This is a genomic window from Cyanobium sp. Candia 9D4 (assembly GCF_024346155.1).
GTDB lineage: Bacteria > Cyanobacteriota > Cyanobacteriia > PCC-6307 > Cyanobiaceae > Cyanobium > Cyanobium minutissimum.
Genome location: NZ_JAGQCK010000002.1, coordinates 193,878 through 213,508 on the forward strand (window position 1 = coordinate 193,878; position 19,631 = coordinate 213,508).

General features: G+C 70.0%; 16 protein-coding genes. 5 read left to right on the plus strand and 11 right to left on the minus strand.

The features are described from left to right. Positions 1-59 precede the first annotated feature (59 nt). From KBZ08_RS05585 to KBZ08_RS05600, 4 genes are read left to right on the plus strand one after another with little or no spacing between them, the layout of a single operon-like run. Positions 60-314: a type II toxin-antitoxin system Phd/YefM family antitoxin gene (locus KBZ08_RS05585; protein ID WP_254971978.1), complete on the plus strand. Its 255-nt coding sequence runs from the start codon at positions 60-62 to the stop codon at positions 312-314. After that, the gene (locus KBZ08_RS05590; RefSeq protein ID WP_254971980.1) at positions 268-699 is read left to right on the plus strand and encodes a type II toxin-antitoxin system VapC family toxin; all 432 of its coding nucleotides are present in this window, start codon (positions 268-270) and stop codon (positions 697-699) included. Before KBZ08_RS05585 ends, KBZ08_RS05590 begins: the two co-directional genes overlap by 47 nt. Then, on the plus strand, positions 696-1,580 hold the full coding sequence (locus KBZ08_RS05595; protein WP_254971982.1) for a GNAT family N-acetyltransferase: 885 nt from the start codon (positions 696-698) through the stop codon (positions 1,578-1,580). Before KBZ08_RS05590 ends, KBZ08_RS05595 begins: the two co-directional genes overlap by 4 nt. 38 nt (positions 1,581-1,618) lie before the next feature. Next, on the plus strand, positions 1,619-2,347 hold the full coding sequence (locus KBZ08_RS05600) for a phytochelatin synthase family protein (protein WP_254971984.1): 729 nt from the start codon (positions 1,619-1,621) through the stop codon (positions 2,345-2,347). Between the two features lie 48 nt (positions 2,348-2,395). Here KBZ08_RS05600 and KBZ08_RS05605 read toward each other — a convergent pair whose 3' ends face one another. The 10 genes from KBZ08_RS05605 to KBZ08_RS05650 form a co-directional block, all read right to left on the minus strand. Beyond that, entirely contained in the window at positions 2,396-3,343 is a 948-nt protein-coding gene (locus tag KBZ08_RS05605) for a glycosyltransferase (RefSeq protein ID WP_254971986.1), read from the minus strand. Between the two features lie 4 nt (positions 3,344-3,347). Continuing rightward, positions 3,348-4,961: an alkaline phosphatase family protein gene (locus KBZ08_RS05610; RefSeq protein WP_254971988.1), complete on the minus strand. Its 1,614-nt coding sequence runs from the start codon at positions 4,959-4,961 to the stop codon at positions 3,348-3,350. Between the two features lie 141 nt (positions 4,962-5,102). Continuing rightward, the gene (locus KBZ08_RS05615) at positions 5,103-6,218 is read right to left on the minus strand and encodes a glycosyltransferase family 4 protein (protein ID WP_254971990.1); all 1,116 of its coding nucleotides are present in this window, start codon (positions 6,216-6,218) and stop codon (positions 5,103-5,105) included. Between the two features lie 20 nt (positions 6,219-6,238). Then, a complete protein-coding gene (gene purF / locus KBZ08_RS05620; RefSeq protein ID WP_254971991.1) occupies positions 6,239-7,798 on the minus strand; it encodes an amidophosphoribosyltransferase in 1,560 nt (519 codons plus the stop codon). Then, the gene (gene purL / locus KBZ08_RS05625; RefSeq protein WP_254971992.1) at positions 7,798-10,158 is read right to left on the minus strand and encodes a phosphoribosylformylglycinamidine synthase subunit PurL; all 2,361 of its coding nucleotides are present in this window, start codon (positions 10,156-10,158) and stop codon (positions 7,798-7,800) included. Before purL ends, purF begins: the two co-directional genes overlap by 1 nt. Positions 10,159-10,195: 37 nt before the next feature. Then, complete coding sequence (locus KBZ08_RS05630; RefSeq protein WP_094586275.1) at positions 10,196-11,098, minus strand: RNA methyltransferase; 903 nt, start codon at positions 11,096-11,098, stop codon at positions 10,196-10,198. Between the two features lie 4 nt (positions 11,099-11,102). Further along, positions 11,103-12,260, minus strand: coding sequence for a DNA polymerase III subunit beta (dnaN, locus tag KBZ08_RS05635; RefSeq protein WP_106222261.1), 1,158 nt, complete (start codon positions 12,258-12,260; stop codon positions 11,103-11,105). 394 nt (positions 12,261-12,654) lie between these two features. Beyond that, entirely contained in the window at positions 12,655-13,713 is a 1,059-nt protein-coding gene (thrC, locus tag KBZ08_RS05640) for a threonine synthase (RefSeq protein ID WP_254972352.1), read from the minus strand. A 94-nt stretch (positions 13,714-13,807) separates the two neighbouring features. Beyond that, positions 13,808-14,422, minus strand: coding sequence for an alpha/beta hydrolase (locus tag KBZ08_RS05645; RefSeq protein WP_254971993.1), 615 nt, complete (start codon positions 14,420-14,422; stop codon positions 13,808-13,810). Positions 14,423-14,459: 37 nt separating this feature from the next. After that, on the minus strand, positions 14,460-16,352 hold the full coding sequence (locus KBZ08_RS05650) for an AarF/ABC1/UbiB kinase family protein (protein WP_254972353.1): 1,893 nt from the start codon (positions 16,350-16,352) through the stop codon (positions 14,460-14,462). Between the two features lie 164 nt (positions 16,353-16,516). Here KBZ08_RS05650 and recN point away from each other — a divergent pair, with 164 nt between their 5' ends. Continuing rightward, positions 16,517-18,241 (plus strand): DNA repair protein RecN, encoded by a 1,725-nt coding sequence (recN, locus tag KBZ08_RS05655; protein ID WP_254971994.1) that lies wholly within the window; start codon positions 16,517-16,519, stop codon positions 18,239-18,241. Here recN and KBZ08_RS05660 read toward each other — a convergent pair. Continuing rightward, complete coding sequence (locus KBZ08_RS05660) at positions 18,207-19,604, minus strand: glutamate decarboxylase (protein ID WP_254971995.1); 1,398 nt, start codon at positions 19,602-19,604, stop codon at positions 18,207-18,209. The genes recN and KBZ08_RS05660 overlap by 35 nt on opposite strands. Positions 19,605-19,631 lie beyond the last annotated feature (27 nt).

Consider the following 19,631-nt stretch of genomic DNA (forward strand, 5'->3'; position numbering starts at 1 on the left):
TCACCCCGATACAGTTAGCGCAGCCTAATCTGTACAGACCCCATGTACAGACGCCCTCCATGGCGCGCGTCTCCGTAACCCACCTGCGCCAGAACCTGCCGGCCTGGCTCAAGCGGGTTCAGGCCGGGGAAGCCATTCAGGTCACCTCCCACGGCCGGGTGATTGCCCGTATCGAGCCGGAACAGGACCCGGCCGAGGAGGCGCGCCGCTGGCTGGAGGGGCTGGCGAGCGGCGTCACGCTGGGGGATGTGCTCGCCTCGATCGCCGATGGCGACGCCGATCTCGAAGGCGCCGGTGATGCTGACCATCTGTGACACCCATGTCCTGCTGTTCTGGGCCCATGAACCGGCCCGGCTCTCCCGTCGCGCCGCGGCGGCCGTGGAGCAGGGGCGCGCCCAGGGCCAGCTGGCCATCGCCGACATAAGCCTCTGGGAGCTGGCCCTGCTCCACGAACGCGGACGCCTGAGCCTGCCGGACGCCGTGCCCCCGGCGCTCTACCTGCGCCGGCTGCTCGAAGCCCTGCGGCTGGAGGTGCTGCCGATCACCGCCGAGATCGCCCTGCTCTCCAGTGGCCCCCAGTTCCGCCATGGCGATCCGGCCGACCGCCTCATCGCCGCCACGGCCCTGCAGGGCCGGCGGCCCCTGATCAGCGCCGACGAGAAGCTCCACGCCATTCCCGAGCTGGAGACGATCTGGTGAGCGCCCCCCTCGTCATCCGCCCCCTGCAGAGCGCCGACATTCCCACCATCACCGGCTGGGCCCGCCAGGAGGGCTTCGCGCCGGGCGTGGGCGATGTGGCCATCTACCGCCAGACCGACCGCCAGGGGCTCTGGGTGGGCTGGCTCGGCGACGAGCCGGTGGGGTGCATCGCCGGGGTCCGCTACAACGCCTCCTACGGCTTCATCGGCCTGTTCCTGGTGGTGCCGGCCCAGCGGGGTCGGGGCTACGGGGTGCAGCTGTGGAAACAGGCGCTGGCCCATCTGGCCGACGTGCCCTGCATCGGCCTGGAGGCCGCCCCCGACCGGATCGACGACTACGCCGGCTGGGGCTTCGCGGCCGCCTCCCCCACCACCCGCTGGCAGCGGCTCCACGCGGGCGAGAAACCAGCCCCGCCAACCGCCGCGCCGGAGCCCCCCTGGTGCCTGTTGGAGGGCGGCGCCATCCCGGCGACCGCCGTGCAGCGCTTCGATGCCGAGCGGGAACCCTCGCCCCGCCCTCACTTCCTGCGCCACTGGCTGCGGCATCCGGCCGGCACGGTGCTGGCCCTGGTGGACCGGGCCGGCGCCTGCCACGGCTTCGGGCGGGTGCGGCCCTGCCTGCTGGCCGACGGCGACGGCTGGCGCCTCGGGCCCCTGGTGGCGGACAGTCCCGCCGCCGCCCGGGCCCTGCTGGAGGGCCTGCTGCAGCGCCATCCCGGCACGGTGCTGATCGATGCCCCCGGCGCCAATGCCGCCGCCGCGCCGCTGCTGGCATCCCTGGGGTTCAGCCCGGCCTCCCGCACCCTGCGCATGTACCGGGGCGTGCCGCCGGCGGTGTCGCTGGCGGACGTGTACGGGCTGGCCTGCCTGGAGCTCGGCTGAGCCCCCAGCACCGCGATGGCTCCCCTACCTTCGGTGCCATGGCGTCGCGCCCCACCACCCCACTCCCCGGCCTGGTGCTGCTGTCGCTGGCCCTGGCGGCGCCGCTGGCGGCCGGGCGCCTGCGGGCCGCGCCGATCCCCCTGATGGAGCCGGCAGGCATGGACCTGCTGGTGGCCAGCGGCGAGCGGGCCGACTACGGCCCCCTGGCCGAGCAGTTCCTCACCCAGGCCAACCTCGCCTACTGCGGTGTGGCCAGTGCCGCCATGGTGCTCAACAGCCTGGCCGTGCCCGCCCCCGCCGTGCCGGGTTACGGGCGTTACCGCTTCTGGACCCAGGAGAACGTCTTCGAGGTGCCCGCCGGCCGCACGGTGGTGAGTGCCGAGGTGGTGCGGCGCCAGGGCATGACCCTGGCCGAGCTGGCCGGCCTGCTGGCGGCCCACGGGGTGGCGGCCGAAGCGATCCACGGCGACCAGCTCAGCCTGGAGCAGTTCCGCACCCTGCTGCGCGCCAACCTCAGCCAGCCCGGCGACCGCCTTCTGGCCAACTACCTGCGCCCCTCCCTCGGCCAGGCCGGCGGCGGCCACATCGCCCCGCTGGCCGCCTTCCACGCCCCCTCCGACCGGGTGCTGATCCTCGATGTGGCCCGCTATCGCTACCCCTCGGTATGGGTCCCCGTCGCCGACCTCTGGCGCGCCATCCGCACCCTTGATTCCACCTCGGGCCGCAGCCGCGGCCTGGTCACGATCCGGCGAACATCCGGCGCGTGATCCCGATCAGGAGACGTCAGAGCGGCGCCCACGGAATCGACAAACGACTCAGGAACTGGAAGAAAAAAGACTGTTCCAACGACGCGAAAGTCTTCTGGAGATCTGGCTCGTCCCTTTGGAAAGCGCCCGAAGCGGATAGCCATTCAAGGCGGCCAACAGGCAGCACCGGAGCCCATGGAAAAGATCATTGTTGTTGAAGTAAGATGCGGCGAATCTAAGCTGATTGGTTCCATTGACCCTACGGATCGGTGGAACAAGATCCCGCATCGCTGCGCCATAGCGTGAGTAAAAGCCTTCCACGCGGGACATCACACTTCGTTCCCTGAGCCGAAGATTCCTGGGACTGGTCAGCTGATCAGCCGATCCCTCATTCTTGATCACCAGGGGCAGCTCGGTGAAGACCGTGGTGAATCCGGCTCCTAGGCAACGCAGATACAGATCAATGTCACCGCCAACCCGGTGCCGCTCCTCGAAGAGACCGACGTCGTCAAAGACACGACGGCAGAGCAGCAGGGCCGAGGGACCGGAGCGCAGAAAATGCCTGCCGATGAGCAACGTTTGATGCATCGGCGACATGTAGCGATCCAGATCAGGTGTCTGGGAATCAAACTCCGATTGACCGTTCCAGCGCACCTCCACGCCGCTGAGGGCCATCGAATGGCCTGGCTGCCTCTGCAGCGATGAGATCTGAACCTTCAAGTAGTCAGGTCTCCAGAGATCATCGGAATCAAGAAAGGCAATGTATTGCCCCCGAGCAACGCGAAGGCCATGATTTCGTGCGGCACCATGGCCAACGTTGGTGTTCAGGCTGATCAGTCGCACATACGGATAGTTCTGCTGAACAAAGTTGACGGTATCGTCCTGCGAACAATCATCAACAACGATGATTTCCACGGTGCCGTCATACGTTTGAGCACAAACAGATTGCAGTGCCTCATTCAGCTTGTGGGCGCGATTGTATGTGGGCAGAATGACAGTGACATCGATATCAGCCATTCGTCTACGTGTTTCTGGTTTGCTGACCCTCTTGTCTGGAGTCCAATGGCTCCAGAGCTGAGGCTGTGATCGCCTTCTGGATGCACGGCATGCAGGCTCCCTCGGCCCCAGGCCAATGGACATTCAGCAGGCGGGCCAAGGTAGGTGCGAAATCGAGGGCTGAGATGGGTTGACTGATGGCTCCCGATGACACTCCCGGCCCCGTCACAAAGACAATGCCTTCCGGCTTGTGATCTCCGGTACGGACACCGGAATAGGCATTGTGGAGCCGACCGATCTTCGCGGACTCAATCGAACGCGGGGACTCCTTTCGATTCCACTCCACGATCAGATCCGGGAGATCGGCGAGGTGATGGCCCTGGTAATGGTGGGAGGTGCGCAGGACCTCCTTCACCACAGGCTCGCCTGTTTCAACAAAAACAATCGCCTTCAGATCCTCCACCAGCTGCTGGCAGACCTGCTCATACTGCTCACCTATTGACACCTTTCCCCGCGGCTCTCTGCCAACCACATTGATGCGGATCGCTCCACAGGCGTCGTTGTTGCTCAGCATGAAGTACCGGCGGTCCTCCACATGAAGCGTTACTGCCGCGAAGTCGGGCACGGGAAACTCCAGGCCTGGGTCCAGGAACTTTCTGAATCGCCACCACAGCAGCTCGGGGCTTCTTGCATAGGTCCGAAGCTTCCTGGCAAGGCGATCAGCCAGGCTCGTCGGTGCTGGTGTGGGCCGCTTGGCTGCATCGTGGTGATCCAGACGCAGGAGGATGCGCTCCAGGAAGGAATTCACCCCATCCTGCGGGCCCATGCCATGACTGCTGTAGACAAAGACGTAGCTGTCCTTGTCCACTTCCGAAATCAGGCGTCCGATGGAAGCATCCAGCGCCCTGTAGCCCGCCAGCAGGGGATCTCCAAGCGACGCAGCCAGGAGCGGATCATGATCAGCATGCCTGGAATCATGGAGATGCCAGCATTGATGGCCCACACAATGGGGCTCGGTGAAGACGGTGAGAAACAGATCCCAAGGTCCCTGTCGTAAATACTTGGCCGAGAGTTTTTCCTTGGAATTGGTTCGCGCGATCATGGCCTCCACGAACTGCTGGAAGCCCTCGGGCGTTCGTTCAATGTCGTTGCACCGGGGAATCGGATTTCTTCCAAACTCAGCTTCCACCTCGGAGGCCAACTTGGCAGGGTAGGCGTGGAAGACATCCTGCTGGTTGGCTTTGTGCACGCCCCAGTCCGTGATCTGCATGCCATTGAGCCGCTCCGACGGGGGTGTCAGGGGGACATCGATGATGGCCACCCGTTTGCCTGCTGAACTCAGAACATCCCAGAACCGCTCACCCTCAAGATCAAAGCTGTTGTGGCGGTAGGTTTCATAGGTTCCAGTTCGTAGCTGGCTGAAGTTGTAGCGGCCATGGCGGGCAGCTGAGACACCTGTGGCGAACGACGGCCACACGGCACCCACATAGAAGCCGACAGGCGTGGTGGTGACACCCCAGGCCGATTGTTCCAGCAAGTGTGAAAAGGTCGGCAGCAGGCCCATGGACGACCACTGCAGGATCAGATCTTTATCTGCCGAATCGATGCCAATGAACAGAATCCGGGTGGGGCTGGCCACGGCAGATCAGAGGCGAACGTCCACGTGAAGCGTTCAGGCCAGCCTAGGGCTGGACAGGATGGCTTCAACGTGCTGGGCCCCGTTGCACTGATTTCCTGCGATCAGGAAACCATGGGGCGAACAAGCATTCCGGCACCCGGATCAGCGTGGCTCCCGTGTCGGCGCCAGCGCAGGGTCAACCGCCTCCAGGAACCGTTCCGCCACCCGGTCCCAGCGGAAGGGCGCCACGTGCCCGCGGCCGTGGGCGCGGCAGCTGTGCTGAAGCTCGCTATCGGTGAGCAGCTTGAGCAGGGCCTCGGCCAGGGCCGCCGGATCCCGCGGCGGCACCAGCAGCCCGGCCCGGCCGTGGGGCACCACCTCGGGGATCGCCGTGGCCGTGGTGCTCACCACCGGCAGCCCGCTGGCCATCGCCTCGAGGAACACGATGCCGAAGCCCTCCTGGATCGACGGCAGGCAGAACACCGCGCTGCGGCGGTACCAGTCCCGCACCGCACCGTCGTCGGGTAGGGCCCCCAGCAGCTGCACCACCGCCCCCAGCTCCAGCCGCTCCACCAGCTCCCGCAGGGCCCCGTGCTCCGGCCCGTCGCCGATCACCACCAGCCGGGCCGTCGGCAGCCGCTGGTGCACGGCCGCGAACGCCGTGATCAGATCGGCCACCCGCTTGCGGGGGTACTGGCGCGCCACGCACAGCACCGTGTGGGGCTCGCGGGCCCCATCCAGGACGGCCAGGGCGGCAGGGTCTTCAGCCGCGGGATTCCAGAGCACGGTGTCGATGCCCTCCGGCACGAGTCGCAGCCGCTCGGCCGGCACGCCGTAGTGGGCTTCGATGCGCTCGCAGCAGTAGCGGCTGGTGGAGAGCACCAGGGGCGCCCGGCGGGCGTTGAGGCGCTCCAGCCTGGAGAGGCCCCAGAGCATCACTCGCGGCCAGCCGCTCTCGCAGCGCGACTCCTCCGCCAGCACCCCCTTGATGCAGCACACGTAGGGCACCGGGCAGCGGTTCGCCACCCGGAAGCCGTCGATGTCGAAGCCCACCACCAGGTCGTAGCGGCCCTCGGCGGCGGCCAGGCGCCGGGGCAGGGTGAGGTTGAACCAGAGGCGGCGCAGCAGCAGATTCCGCGGCCAGGCCCCCTCGGGCACCAGCCGCTCCACCGTGTGGCCCCGGGCGATCAGGGCACCGGCCAGGCCGCCGATCGCCGCCGCCGTGCCGCTGCCCTCGGCCACGTCCTGCAGCCAGGAATCGAGAAAGGCGATGCGCATGCTGGGGCCGGCCGACGGGCCTACACCCGCGCCGCCAGGCCGGTGGGCTCGAGCATCAGCTTGCTGTTGCGCACCTCGTCATCCATCTCGATCGGGTACTGGCCGTCGAAGCAGGCGGTGCAGAAATGGCTCGAGTGGGCCTGGGCCGCCTCCACCATGCCGCCCTTGGTGAGGTAGGCGAGCGAATCCACCCCCAGGTGCCGCTCGATCTCCTCCAGCGTCAGCCGCGCCGCGATCAGGTGGTCCTGGGTGTCGGTGTCGATGCCGTAGAAGCAGGGGTGGGTGACGGGCGGTGAGCTGATCCGCATGTGCACCTCGGTGGCGCCGGCGTCCCGCAGGGCCTGCACCAGCTTGCGGCTGGTGGTGCCGCGCACGATCGAGTCGTCGATCACCACCACCCGCTTGCCGAAGAGCACATCGGGCAGGGGGTTGAGCTTCACCCGGATGCCCGCCTCCCGCATCGCCTGGGTGGGCTGGATGAAGGTGCGGCCCACGTAGCGGTTCTTGATCAGGCCATCGGCGAAGGGGATGCCACTCACGTGCGAATAACCGATCGCCGCCGGGATGCCCGAATCGGGCACGCCAATCACGATGTCGGCCTCCACGGGCGTTTCCCGGGCCAGCACCTCACCGATCCGCACCCGGTAGCTGTAGAGCGACTCGCCGAAGAAGCGGCTGTCCGGCCGGGCGAAGTAGATCATCTCGAAGACGCACAGCTTGGGCGGCTCCTCGCACCAGCGCTGTCGCTCGGGGATCGGATCGGCCTGGCGGAAGTGGATCAGTTCGCCGGGCTGCACGTCATCCACGAAGCTGGCGCCGATGATGTCGAGGCCGCAGGTCTCGCTGCTGGCCACCCACTGGCCCTGCTCCGGTTCGCCCAGCAGGCCGAACACCAGGGGCCGGATGCCGTGGCCGTCGCGCAGGGCGAACAGGCCGTCGGGGGTGCCGATCACCAGGCTGAAGGCGCCGCGGCAGCGGCCGGCGGCCTTGCGGATCGCCGCGTTCCAGCCCAGGCCGGAATCCACCGCCTCCTGCAGCGCGAAGGCGATCAGCTCCGAGTCGGTGGTGGAGGTGAACTCTCCAGCCATGTGCGCGAGCGAGTCCCGCAGCTCTGCCGCATTCACCAGGTTGCCGTTGTGGGCCAGGGCCAGGGGCCCCAGGCGCGTCATCAGCACCACGGGCTGGGCATTGCAGACCTTGCTGCTGCCGGTGGTGGAATAGCGGTTGTGGCCGATCGCCAGCTGGCCCGGCATCCGCTCCAGCACCTCCTGGTCGAACACCTGGCTCACCAGGCCCATGTCCTTGTGCAGCCGCACCTTCACATCGTCGAAGACGGCGATGCCCGCCGACTCCTGGCCGCGGTGCTGCAGGGCGTAGAGCCCGAAGTAGGTGAGGTTGGCCACCGCCTGACCCGACGCCAGCACGGCGAACACGCCGCAGGCCTCCTCCGGCTTGTCGGGGCGCTCACTGGCGAGGTCGTCCTGGCCTTCGGCGGTGCTGGTCAGGGAAGCGTGCGCATCGCGGTGATCGGCGAAGGGCACGGGAGGTTCAGACCAAGGACCGGCTTCATCTTGGCCCATTACCTGTCGGGTGGGGGGCCGGCCTTGCCCAGGCGGGCGGGGATCGCCTGCTCGTAGGTGTGGCGCAGCGGCTCCACCGCCAGCGCCAGCAGGGGCTCGCCGCCCCGGGCCACCACCAGGCGGGAATCCGCCGAAACCGTGCCCAGGCGCTCGGCCGGCACGGGCTCACCCGCCTCGGCCAGGGCGGCCCGCCAGGCGGCCTCCTGCTCCGGCGCCACGCTCACCAGCACCCGGGCCCCGCCTTCGGCGAACAGCAGCCGGTCGGTGCGTCCCGCGCCGGCGGGCAGATCCACTGCGGCCCCCAGGCCGGAGGCGATGCAGCTCTCCGCCAGCGCCACCGCCAGGCCGCCGTCGGAGAGGTCGTGGGCGGAGCGCACCAGACCCGCGGCGATGGCCTGGCGCAGGAAGCCCTGCACCCGCCCCTCCAGGGCCAGATCCGTCAGCGGCGGGCGGCCCGTGAGCCGGCCGTGCACCACCTCCAGGTAGCTGCTGCCCCCCAGCCCCAGGCGCTCGTCACCGTTCTCATCCAGCGGTACCCCCAGCAGCCAGATGGCATCGCCGGCCTGGCGCCAGGCCAGCCCCGTCACGTGGGCCAGGTCGTGCACCAGCCCGACCATGCCCACCACCGGGGTGGGGTGGATGGGCTGCATGCGGCCGTCCGGCAGGCGGGTCTCGTTGTACAGCGAGACGTTGCCGCCGGTGACCGGGGTGGCCAGGGCGCTGCAGGCCGCCGAGAGGCCCCGGCAGGCCATCGCCAGCTGCCAGTAGCCGGTGGCGGTGTCGGGGGAGGGGAAGTTGAGGTTGTCGGTGACCGCCAGGGGTTCGGCGCCCGTGCAGGAGAGGTTCCGGGCCGCCTCCGCCACCGCCGCCATCGCGCCCCGCTCCGGATCGAGGGCCACCCAGCGGTTGGGGCAGTCCACCGTGGCCGCCACCCCCCGGGTCGCCGCCTCCATGGCCCCGGGCCCCTGCTGGGGCCGCAGCCGCACCACCGCCGCGTCGGCCCCACCGGGCAGCACCACGGTGTTGGCCTGCACCTGGTGGTCGTACTGGCGGTACACCCAGCGCTTGCTGGCGATGGTGGGGTCATCCAGCAGGCGCAGCAGCGCGTCGCCCCAGCCCAGCGCTCCGTCGGCCAGCTCCAGGCCACCGGCATTCGAGGCCGCCGGCAGCTGGGCCTCGCTCCAGGTCCAGTGGGCCTGGATCTCGGCCGGGGGTTCGGCCAGCAGTTCGTGGTGGTTGATCGGCGTGTCGTCCGCCAGGGCGCTGGCGGGCACCTCGGCCGCCACCTCTCCGTGCTGCAGGACCCGCACCACGTTCTCCTCCAGCACCCGGCCCACCACCGCCGCCTGCAGGCCCCAGCGGCGGAAGCGCTCCATCAGCGGCTCCTCCCGCCCGGCCGCCACCACGAACAGCATCCGCTCCTGGGATTCGCTCAGCAGGAACTCGTAGGCGCTCATGCCGGCCTCGCGGGCGGGCACCCGGTCGAGATCCAGTTCGATGCCCAGGCCCCCCTTGGCGGCCATCTCCGAGCAGCTGCAGGTGAGGCCGGCGGCGCCCATGTCCTGGGCCGCCACCACATCGCCGCTCTGGAAGGCCTCCAGGCAGGCCTCGATCAGCCCCTTCTCCAGGAACGGGTCGCCCACCTGCACGGCGGGCCGGTCGTCGAGGGAGGCCTCGGTGAGCTCGGCGCTGGCGAAGCTGGCGCCGCCCATGCCGTCGCGGCCGGTGGTGCTGCCCACGTACACCACCGGATTGCCCACGCCCACCGCCCCGGAGCAGACGATGTCGTCGGTCTCCATCAGGCCCAGGGCCATGGCGTTCACCAGCGGGTTGCCGCCGTAGCTGGGGTCGAACGCCACCTCCCCGCCCACCGTCGGCACGCCGACGCAGTTGCCGTAGTGGGCGATGCCGGCCACCACCCCCTCCATCAGGCCCACGTTGCGCTCGTCCTCCAGGGGCCCGAAGCGCAGGGCGTTGAGCAGGGCGATCGGGCGCGCCCCCATGGTGAAGATGTCCCGCAGGATGCCCCCCACCCCGGTGGCCGCCCCCTGGAAGGGCTCCACCGCCGAGGGGTGGTTGTGGCTCTCGATCTTGAAGGCCAGCCGCTGGCCCTCGCCCAGGTCGACCACGCCGGCGTTCTCGCCCGGCCCCACCAGGATGCGGGGGCCGCTGGTGGGGAACTGGCCCAGCAGGGGGCGGGAGTTGCGGTAGCAGCAGTGCTCCGACCACATCACCCCGAACATGCCCAGCTCGGCCCGGTTGGGGGGTCGGCCGAGGCGACGCACAATCTCGTCGTAGTCGCCCTGGCTCAGGCCCTCCTTGCGCAGGGCCTCGGGCACCGAGAAGGACGGGGTCGACACAGGAACCACCGGGGGGCGCGGCAACGGCCCTCCAGTATCAGATCCAGGGGTCGTCGTCCCCGTGGGGCTCCCGGCCCCGGTAACGGTCGCGGCGCGGCGCCGGCTCCACCGGGGGCGCTTCCCGGGTCTCCCGGAACTCCCGGGGCGGTGCCTGGGGCTCCTCCTCCTCGGGCCAGTCCTCGAGGGGGTCGGGTTCGTCCGGCTCGCCGGCGTAGCGCTCCTGGGGATAGGGGTCGGCCCCGGCGGGGTCATCGTCGTAGGGGTCGCGGCGCTCCCGCGCAGGGTCTGGGTCCAGGTCGGGCCAGGGCCGCTCCTCGCGGAAGGCATCCGGCCAGGGGGGCTCCTCCAGCCAGCCCTCCAGCCGCTCCTCAACGCGGCCGCCCACCTCCTGCACCTGCTCCTTCCAGCGCCGCGAGCGGCGCAGCAGCTGCTGGCGCACGCTGGCGCGGGCCACCGGCAGGTCGTCGAGACCCCGCAGGGCGGTGAACACCCGGCCGGGCTGCTGGTCGACGATCCGGTCGGGGCTCAGGCGCCAGCGGCTGGTGCCCGGCAGCCGCGGGTCGCTGCGGGCCACCAGGTAATGCAGGATGCGGCCGCTGCGCAGCTCCACGGCGGCGTCGGCCACCAGCCCCAGGGGCACGTCATCGGCGCCGGTGAGGGCCGCATCGATCAGGGTGGGCAGCCGCTCCAGGGTGGCGGCGTCGGTCTCCGCCGGCTCCCCCTTCACGAACACCTCCTGCTCCCCCAGCCCCCGCAGCTGGTCCAGCCGCCAGACGAGCCGCTTCTGGGCGAAGGCCGAGGGCCGGCTGGCCCAGCCCAGCAGCCGGTGCACCGGCGGGTGCATCCAGGCCAGCACCCCGGCCCCCCGCTCGAGGCCCTGATCGCACCGCACCTGCCGCCGCAGCAGATCGCTCAGCAGCAGCTGGTCGGGAAGACCCACGGGCTCAGCTGGTGCGGATCTGGACGGGCATCACCAGGTAGGTGAACGCCTCATCGGCCCCCACCGGCGCCAGCACGGCCGGGGTGGTGGCGGCGTTGCACTGCAGCACCACCTGGTCGGAGCCCATGGCCTTGAGGCCATCGAGCAGGTAGCGGACGTTGAAGGCGATCTCGATCGCCTCCCCCTCGATCGTGGCCGCCAGCGATTCCGAGCCGCTGCCCACGTCCTGGGCGTCGGCCCGGATCGTGGCCGTGCCGGCGCCCGGGTCGGCGCTGATCTTGACCACGTTGTTGTGCTGGTCGGCCAGCACCGCCACCCGCTCGAGGGCGGCGATGAAGGCGCGGCGGTCGAGCACCATGCGGCGCTGGAAGGAGGCCGGGATCAGCTGGCGGTAGTTGGGGTAGGTGCCGTCGAGGCTGCGGCTGGTGAGCACCTGGTCGGCGGAGAGCACCACCACCTGGCCGCGCTCGCAGAACAGGCTCAGGGGCTCCTGGGAGCCGCGGCCCGAGAGGATCCGCTCCAGCTCCCGCAGGGATCGGGCCGGCACGGTGACGGCGAAATCCTCGCCATCGGCGGCCGGCTGGTCGGTGGCCTCCACCGCGTGAGAGAGGCGCTGCACCGCCAGGCGGTGGCCGTCGGTGGCGGCGCACTCCAGGCCTTCGCCGTCCAGGCGCAGGTGGACCCCCGTCAGCAGCTGCTTGTTCTCATCGGGGCTGCTGGCGAACAGGGTGGCCCGCAGGCCCTTCACCAGGGCCTCGGCGTGGAAGCGGATCGGCGTGCCGCTCTGGGCCAGGGGCAGGTCCGGGTAGTCGTCGGCGGGCATGCCCCGCATCCGGTAGCTGCCGGAGAGGTTGGTCAGCTCCAGCTGCTCCTCGCCCTCGGGGCAGCTGAGGCTGATGGGGCTGTCGGTGGCCAGGCGGGCCACGATCTCGCCAAACATCTTCGCCGGCAGGGTGATGGCGCCGCTGGTCTCGACGGCGGCGGGCAGGCTCGTCTGGATGCCGAGGCTGAGGTCGAAGCCGGTGAGGCTGAGGCGGCCGGTGCCCGCGTCGGCGGTGAGCAGCACGTTGGCCAGCACCGGATGGGTGGGGCGGGTCGCCACCGCCCGGCTGACCAGCTGGAGGCTGGCGCTGAGTTCAGCCTGGGAGCAGACCAGCTTCATGGCGGGGGCCGGCGAGGGCGGCACGGCGTTCGTGAGGCCCCACGGTTTCACAGGGCGCGCCAAAGCGCAACGGGTGGTCTCCCGACTGTTCAGAGGATCAATCAAGGATTGAGAAGAAGAAAAACAGCCCGTCGCAGTAGGAGCGGGGGAAAACGGGTAAACAGGCTGTCTTCCCTTGGCACCACTGGTGTCTGCTGGGCGGATGGCTGGGGAATGGGGCGCAGAAATGGGCGATTTCGAGGGGTTTTCCACCGATTCCCGGGCCTGGGGAAACCGTGGACCGGCCACGGGGGATGTCCCTCCCCACCCTCTCCCGGCCGGTGGTGGGGAATGTCCCAGGATTTCCCCAGACGGTTGGCCCGGCGTCAGCGCCCGTGAGCGCGGCGTCAGGCGATCAGAAGCCCATCACCTTGGCGACGGTCTCGGTTTCGGGGGCGATGCCGGTGTGGAAGGTGGCGTCGTTGTTCTCGATCGCCGTCGTCGGGTCCTTGAGGCCGTTGCCGGTGAGCACGCACACCACCGTGGCGCCGGCCGGCACCTCCTCCCGCCGCTTGATCAGGCCCGCCACCGAGGCGGCGCTGGCGGGCTCGCAGAACACCCCTTCCCCCTGGCCCAGCAGCTTGTAGGCCTCGATGATCTCGGCGTCCGTCACCGCCATGAAGTCGCCGTTGCTTTCGCGGCGGGCGTTGAGGGCGTTCTCCTTGTTCACCGGATTGCCGATCCGGATCGCCGTGGCGATCGTGTCGGGCTGCTCCACCGTATGCCCCAGCACCATCGGTGCGGCGCCGGCGGCCTGGAAGCCCATCATCCGCGGCAGCACCGTGCTGTGGCCCGCCTGGCGGTACTCCTTGAAGCCCATCCAGTAGGCGCTGATGTTGCCGGCGTTGCCCACCGGGATGCAGAGCCAGTCGGGGGCCTCGCCGAGGGCGTCGATCACCTCGAAGGCGGCCGTCTTCTGGCCCTGCAGCCGGTAGGGGTTGAGGGAATTGACCAGGGTGACCGGGTAGCGGTCGGCCACGTCGCGCACGATCGCCAGGGCCCGGTCGAAGTTGCCCTGCACCGCCAGCACCTCGGCCCCGTAGAGCAGGGCCTGGGCGAGCTTGCCCTGGGCCACGTAGCCGTCGGGGATCAGCACGAAGGCCCGCATCCCGCCCCGGCGCGCGTAGGCCGCCGCCGCCGCCGACGTGTTGCCGGTGCTGGCGCAGATCACCGCCTCCGAGCCCGCCTCCTTGGCCTTGCTGATGGCCATCGTCATGCCCCGGTCCTTGAAGGAGCCGGTGGGGTTGAGGCCGTCGTACTTGAGGAACACCTTGACGCCGCGGCCCACCCGTTCGGCGATCACCGGCGCCGGAATCAGGGGGGTGGCCCCCTCCCGCAGGGTCACCACCGGCGTGGCGTCACTCACGGGCAGCCAGCTGCGGTACGCCTCGATCAGTCCCGGCCAGTCCTGCATGGTGGGCTGCCGGCCCAGGCGTCGCAGGGCTCGTAGCAGGGGCACGGGGGACAGCGGCGTGGCTGACGTCAATGTAGGGCTCCGGTCTGGGGCGTCAGGGGGCGGGGGCGGCCGGCGCCGGCGTGGCGGGTGCCGGCGCCGGGGTCGCCTGGGGTTCGCTGCCCCGCAGCCCGTCCAGCGGCGACTCGGAGAAGAAGCGCACCAGTTCGCTGATCGAGGAGGCCTTGGACGCCAGCGCCATCAGGGCCGGGATGCTCACCTCCAGCTCCCGGGTCGGGTAGGCCCGCAGGAAGGTGATGGCCGACAGCGACCCCTTGCCTTCGTAGGTGCCCAGCACCATGGCGGAGCGCAGGGCGGGCACGCCGGCTTCCGGGGCCCGCAGGGGGAACAGGATCCGGGCCAGGCGGGCCAGGATCGCCTCACCGATGCGGGTGTTGAGCAGGCGGCTCATCAGCACGATCGGCAGCTTCACCGATTCGTTCAGAAGCTTGCTGACCTGCTTGGGGTCCTGGCGGCCGAGCCGCAGCACGTCGGCCAGCAGGCCGCGGGCCTCACCGGTGGTGGCCAGGTGCTCCAGGTCGGCCACCGGGATCGAGCGCCGGAAGGCCCCGCTGGTGAACACCAGGTTCTCGGTGGCCATGGCCGCGGGAGTCGCGCAGCACAGTCCCAGACCCAGGACAGCGGCCAGGAGCCTTCGCCGCTTGTTCACGCTTGTCTCCCTGTGGGTGCCGTTGACTCTACGGATCTCAGGCGCCGGAGACACCGGCGGCCTGACGCACCGCCGGCGTCACCAGCACATCGCGCAGCAGGTGCACCACGCCCCGCTCCGCCAGACCCTTCGCCACCTGCAGCCCCATGCGGCGCAGATCCGGTTCCCCCAGCACCCGGGGCAGGCGCTTCAGCAGCAGCGATGGCTCGAAGCCGGGCAGGTCGCGCAGGATCGCCAGCAGCTCCTGGATCGGCTCCAGATCCAGCAGCGGTGGGCCCGCCGGGGTGGGCGGCAGGGTCCGCAGCCCCGGCGGCAGCAGGCGGGTGGGCAGCCGCCGGCCGAGCCGCAGGGTGGTGTTCCAGGCCAGGGCATCCATCTGCTGCACCAGCGCATCGACGAGCTGCTGGCGCAGCAGCCCGCCGTTGGGGGAGAAGAGGAAATCCAGCACCTGGTCGAGCAGGCCGTCGAGGTCGAGCTGGTTCTGCAGCGAGGCACTGGCCACCAGGCTCTCCAGCCGCTGCCAGCGGAACTCGTCGCCGTCGTAGAGCATCTCCCGCAGGCTGCGCCGCAGGTCGGGATCGGGATCCTCCATCAGCCGGCGGGCGAAGTAGGGGTAGGCGGCGCCGAGGATCTTGAAGTCCGGGTCGACGCTCAGGGCGATGCCCTCGAGGGTGACCAGGGAGCGGATGATCAGGGCGTAGTACGGCGGCACCTGGAAGGGGAAGCGGTACATCACCCCGGAGAGGTCGTCGGTGACCGCCTTGAAGTCCATGCGGCTCACCCCCATCTCCAGGGCCTGGCCGAAGACCGTCTCGAAGGCCGGCACGATCGGCTCGAGATCCACCGCTTCCCCCAGGAAGCCCAGATGCACGAAATCCTTCGAGAGGGCGCCGAAGTTGCGGTTCACCAGGTGCACCACCGCCTGGATCAGCCCGGTGCGCGCCTCCCGCGACACCTCGCTCATCATGCCGAAATCCAGGTAGGCCAGGCGGCCGTCGGGCAGGGCCAGCAGGTTGCCGGGGTGGGGATCGGCGTGGAAGAAACCATCCTCCAGCAGCTGCTTCAGGCTGCAGTTGACGCCCACCTCCACCATGTCGTCGGGGTCGACCCCCAGGGCCCGGACCGCGTCGAGGTTGGTGAGCTTGACGCCATCGATCCACTCCATCGTCAGCACCCGGCGGCTGGTGGCCTGGCGGTAGATGGCGGGGACGGCGATGCGGGGGTTGTGGCTGTGCAGGCGGGCGAAGGTCTCGGCGTTGGTGGCCTCGTTGATGTAATCCATCTCCTCGAAGACCCGCTTGCCGAGTTCATCGATCAGACCCACCAGGTCGCTCTTGATCACCCCCACATTCCGGTTCAGCCAGGCGGCGATGTTGCGGACGATGTAGAGGTCGAGGGTGATCTGCTCCCGCAGGCCGGGGCGCTGCACCTTCACCGCCACCCGTTCGCCGCTCATCAGCACGCCCCGGTGCACCTGGCCGAGGGAGGCGGCGGAGATCGGCTCCTTCTCCAGGGAGGCGAAGATCGTCTCCACCGGAGCGCCGAGGTCCTCCTCGATGCAGGCCATGGCCAGGGCGCTGTCGAAGCCCGGCAGCTGGTCCTGCAGCTGGGCCAGCTCCTCGAGCAGCACCGGAGGAATGATGTCGGGCCGGGTGGAGAGGGCCTGGCCCGCCTTGATGAAGGCGGGGCCGAGGGCCACCAGCAGCTCGGCGCACTCCCGGGCCCGTTCGCGCGCCCGGGCGGGGTTGGCCAGCTGGCCGGTGAACCAGTCGACGCCCACCCCCAGCAGGTAGAGGCCGATCGGCACCAGCGTCTGCCAGACCCGCCGGGCCAGGCGCATCGGGTGGCCGGCGTAGATGCGGGTGATGGCGGCCGGGTCGTAGCTGAGCAGGCCGGCCGCCTCCAGGAAGTCCCCCATCTCGACGCCCATCTCGACGGTGGCGCCCGGGCGCTCGGGGGTCGCGGCGGGGGCGGGGGGTGAGGAGACCATGGCTGGGGGGCACTGCCGCGGCGCCGGCAGGCGGAACCCCCTTCTAAACGAAAGTCACAGCCGCTACGGTCGGGCCACGTACCGATCGCTCGCCGGAGGCCTGGGTGCTCACGGGTCTGCGCCTCGAGAACATCGCCCTGATCGAGCGCCTGGAGCTGGTGTTCTCGGCCGGCTTCACCGTGCTCACCGGCGAGACCGGCGCCGGCAAGTCGATCCTCCTCGATGCCCTCGACGCCCTGCTCGGCGGTGCCCAGGGCAGCCAGGGGGCCCGCCTGCTGCGCCGCGGCGCCGAGCGGGGCCGTATCGAGGCCAGTTTCAGCCTGGCGGCCCCGGTGCGCGACTGGCTGGAGCGCCAGGAGCTCGAGGCCGAGGACGATGAGCTCCTGCTCAGCCGCGACTGGCGCCTGCAGGACGACCGTCTCACCAGCCGCCACCGGCTCAACGGGGTGGTGGTGAGCCGCAGCCAGGTGCTGGAGCTGCGCCCCCTGCTGCTCGACCTCACCGTGCAGGGCCAGACCCAGCAGCTGGGTCGCCCCGGCCAGCAGCGCCGCTGGCTGGATCGCTTCGCCGGCGAGGAGCTGGCCGCGCTTCTGGAGGCCACCCGCTCCGCCTGGCAGCTCTGGAAGGGGGAGGCCGACGCCCTGGCGCGGGCCCGTGCCGACCGGGAGCGCTTCGCCCGGGATCGGGAACGGCAGGAGGAGCTGCTGGCGGAACTGGAGGCGGCGGAACTGGACGACCCCGCCGAGCGCCAGCGGCTCCAGGGCGAGCAGGACCGGCTCGCCCACGGGGTGCGCCTGCAGGAGGGGGTGATGACCCTGATCGGCCGGCTGGTGGAGGGGGCCGAGGGGGCCCCCTCGGTGCTGGATCACCTGGCGGCCTGCGACCAGGAGCTGCAGACCATGGCCGGCCTCGACGCCGGTGTGGCACCGCTGCACGGGGCCTGCGCCGAAGCTCTGGCCAGCCTGCAGGATCTGGCCCGGGATCTGGATCGCTACGGCTCCCTGCTGGAGAGCGATCCCGACAGCCTGGCCCTGCTGCAGGAGCGCATGGCCCAGCTCAAGGCCCTGGAGCGCCGCCATGGCCAGACCCTGGCCGAACTGATGGCCCGGCGCGACGAACTGCGCGACCAGCTGGCCGGGGCGGATGCCGAGGCGGCCCTGGCGGGCCTGGAGGCCGCCGAAGCCGCCGCCCGCCAGCGGCGCGACCGGGCCAATGCCGTCCTCACCCAGGCCCGCAGCGCCGCCGCCCGCCTGCTGGAGGACCAGCTGATGGCGGCCCTGCGCCCCATGGGACTGGCCAATGTGCGCTTCAGCGTGGCCCTCGGCGCCGCCGAGCCCGGCGAGGAGGGGGCCGATGCGGTGCAGTTCCTCTTCTCCGCCAACCCGGGCCAGCCGCCGGCACCCCTGGCGGAGGTGGCCTCGGGTGGGGAGATGAGCCGCTTCCTGCTGGCGCTGAAAACCTGCCTGGCCGCGGCCGACCCCCACGTCACCCTGCTGTTCGATGAGATCGATGCGGGGGTGAGCGGCCGCGTCAGTGGTGCCATGGCCCAGCTGCTGCGGCGCCTCGCCGAGCAGCGCCAGGTGTTCTGCATCACCCACCAGCCCCTGGTGGCCGCCGCGGCCCAGCACCACTTCCGGGTCAGCAAGAGCGTCGAGGCCGGCCTCACCCACACGCGGGTGTCCCACCTGCGGAACACTCAGGAGCGCCAGGCGGAGCTGGCGGAACTGGCCGGCGGCGACTCCGGCGAGGCCCACAGCTATGCGGCCAGCCTGCTGGGGTCAGGGGCGGCGGCGATCAGTGGTGGAACCCCGAGGCCGTCGCTTCGCTGAGGGCGTTGTGGCCGGGGTGGCTGGCGAAGAAGTCGAGCGACTGGCGGATGTTCTCCAGCAGCAGATCGGCCAGATCGCGGCTGACGCCATGGCGTACCAGGATCCGTTGCACCGTGATGTCCTGGCAGTGGGCCGGCAGGCTGTAGGCCGGCACCTGCCAGCCGCGCACCCGCAGGCGATCGGCGAGGGCGTAGAGGTTGAAGGTCACCTCGCTTCCCTCCCGGATCCTCCAGGTGAGAGCGGGAATGCCCGTCTGGTCGTCGCCGCCGAACAGGATCTCGAACGGCCCCAGCCTGCCGATCTCCGCCGCCAGGTACTGGGCGGTGGCATAGCAGGCGGCATGCACCTTGCGGTAGCCCTCCCGGCCCAGGCGCAGGAAGTTGTAGTACTGACACACCACCTGCCCCCCCGGCCTGGAGAAGTTGAGGGTGAGATCGCGCATGTTGCCGCCCAGGTAGTTCACCCAGAACACCATCTCCTCGGGAAGATCGGCGGCCTGCCGCCACAGCACCCAGCCCACGCCCAGGGGCGCCAGGCCGAACTTGTGGCCGGAGGCATTGATCGAGCACACCCGCGGCAGCCGGAAGTCCCAGACCAGATCGGGGGCGCAGAAGGGGGCCAGGAAGCCGCCGCTGGCGGCGTCCACGTGGATGGGGATGTCGAGGCCGGTGCGGGCCTCCAGGTCATCGAGGGCGGCCGCCAGGGCCTCCACCGGTTCGTACTGGCCGGTGAAGGTGACCCCCAGGGTGGGCACCACACCGATGGTGTTCTCGTCGCAGTAGCCCAGTGCCGCCTCGGGGCTGAGGATCAGCTGGTCGGGCTGCATTGGGATCTCGCGGTGCTCGATGTCCCAGTAGCGGCAGAACTTGTGCCAGCAGATCTGCACCGGCCCGGTCACCAGGTTGGGCCTGTGGCTGGGTTTCCCCTCCCCCTGGCGCCGGGCCTCCCAGCGGCGCTTCATCGCCAGGCCCCCGAGCATGGCGGCCTCGCTGGAGCCGGTGGTGGAGCAGCCGATGGCGCCGTCGACCGAGGGGGCATGCCAGAGATCGGCCACCATGCGGGCGCAGCGGGCTTCGATCTCAGCGGTCTGGGGATATTCGTCCTTGTCCTCGATGTTCTTGTCGATGCACAGATCCATCAGGGCATGGACTTCGTCCTCCACCCAGGTCTGGCAGAAGGTGGCCAGGTTCTGGCGGGAATTGCCATCCAGCATCAGCTCGTCGCGGATCGCGGCGAACACGGCGCGGGGATTGTGCTCCTGCCTCGGAAAATGGCTCTTGGGCAGGGTGACCGAGAGATCGGAGGAGGAGTAGATGTCGTCCTCCAGCGAGTACCGGGCTGCCGCTCTGTCGTGGAGGGTCATCAATCGCACCGGCGCTCACCTGGCCCG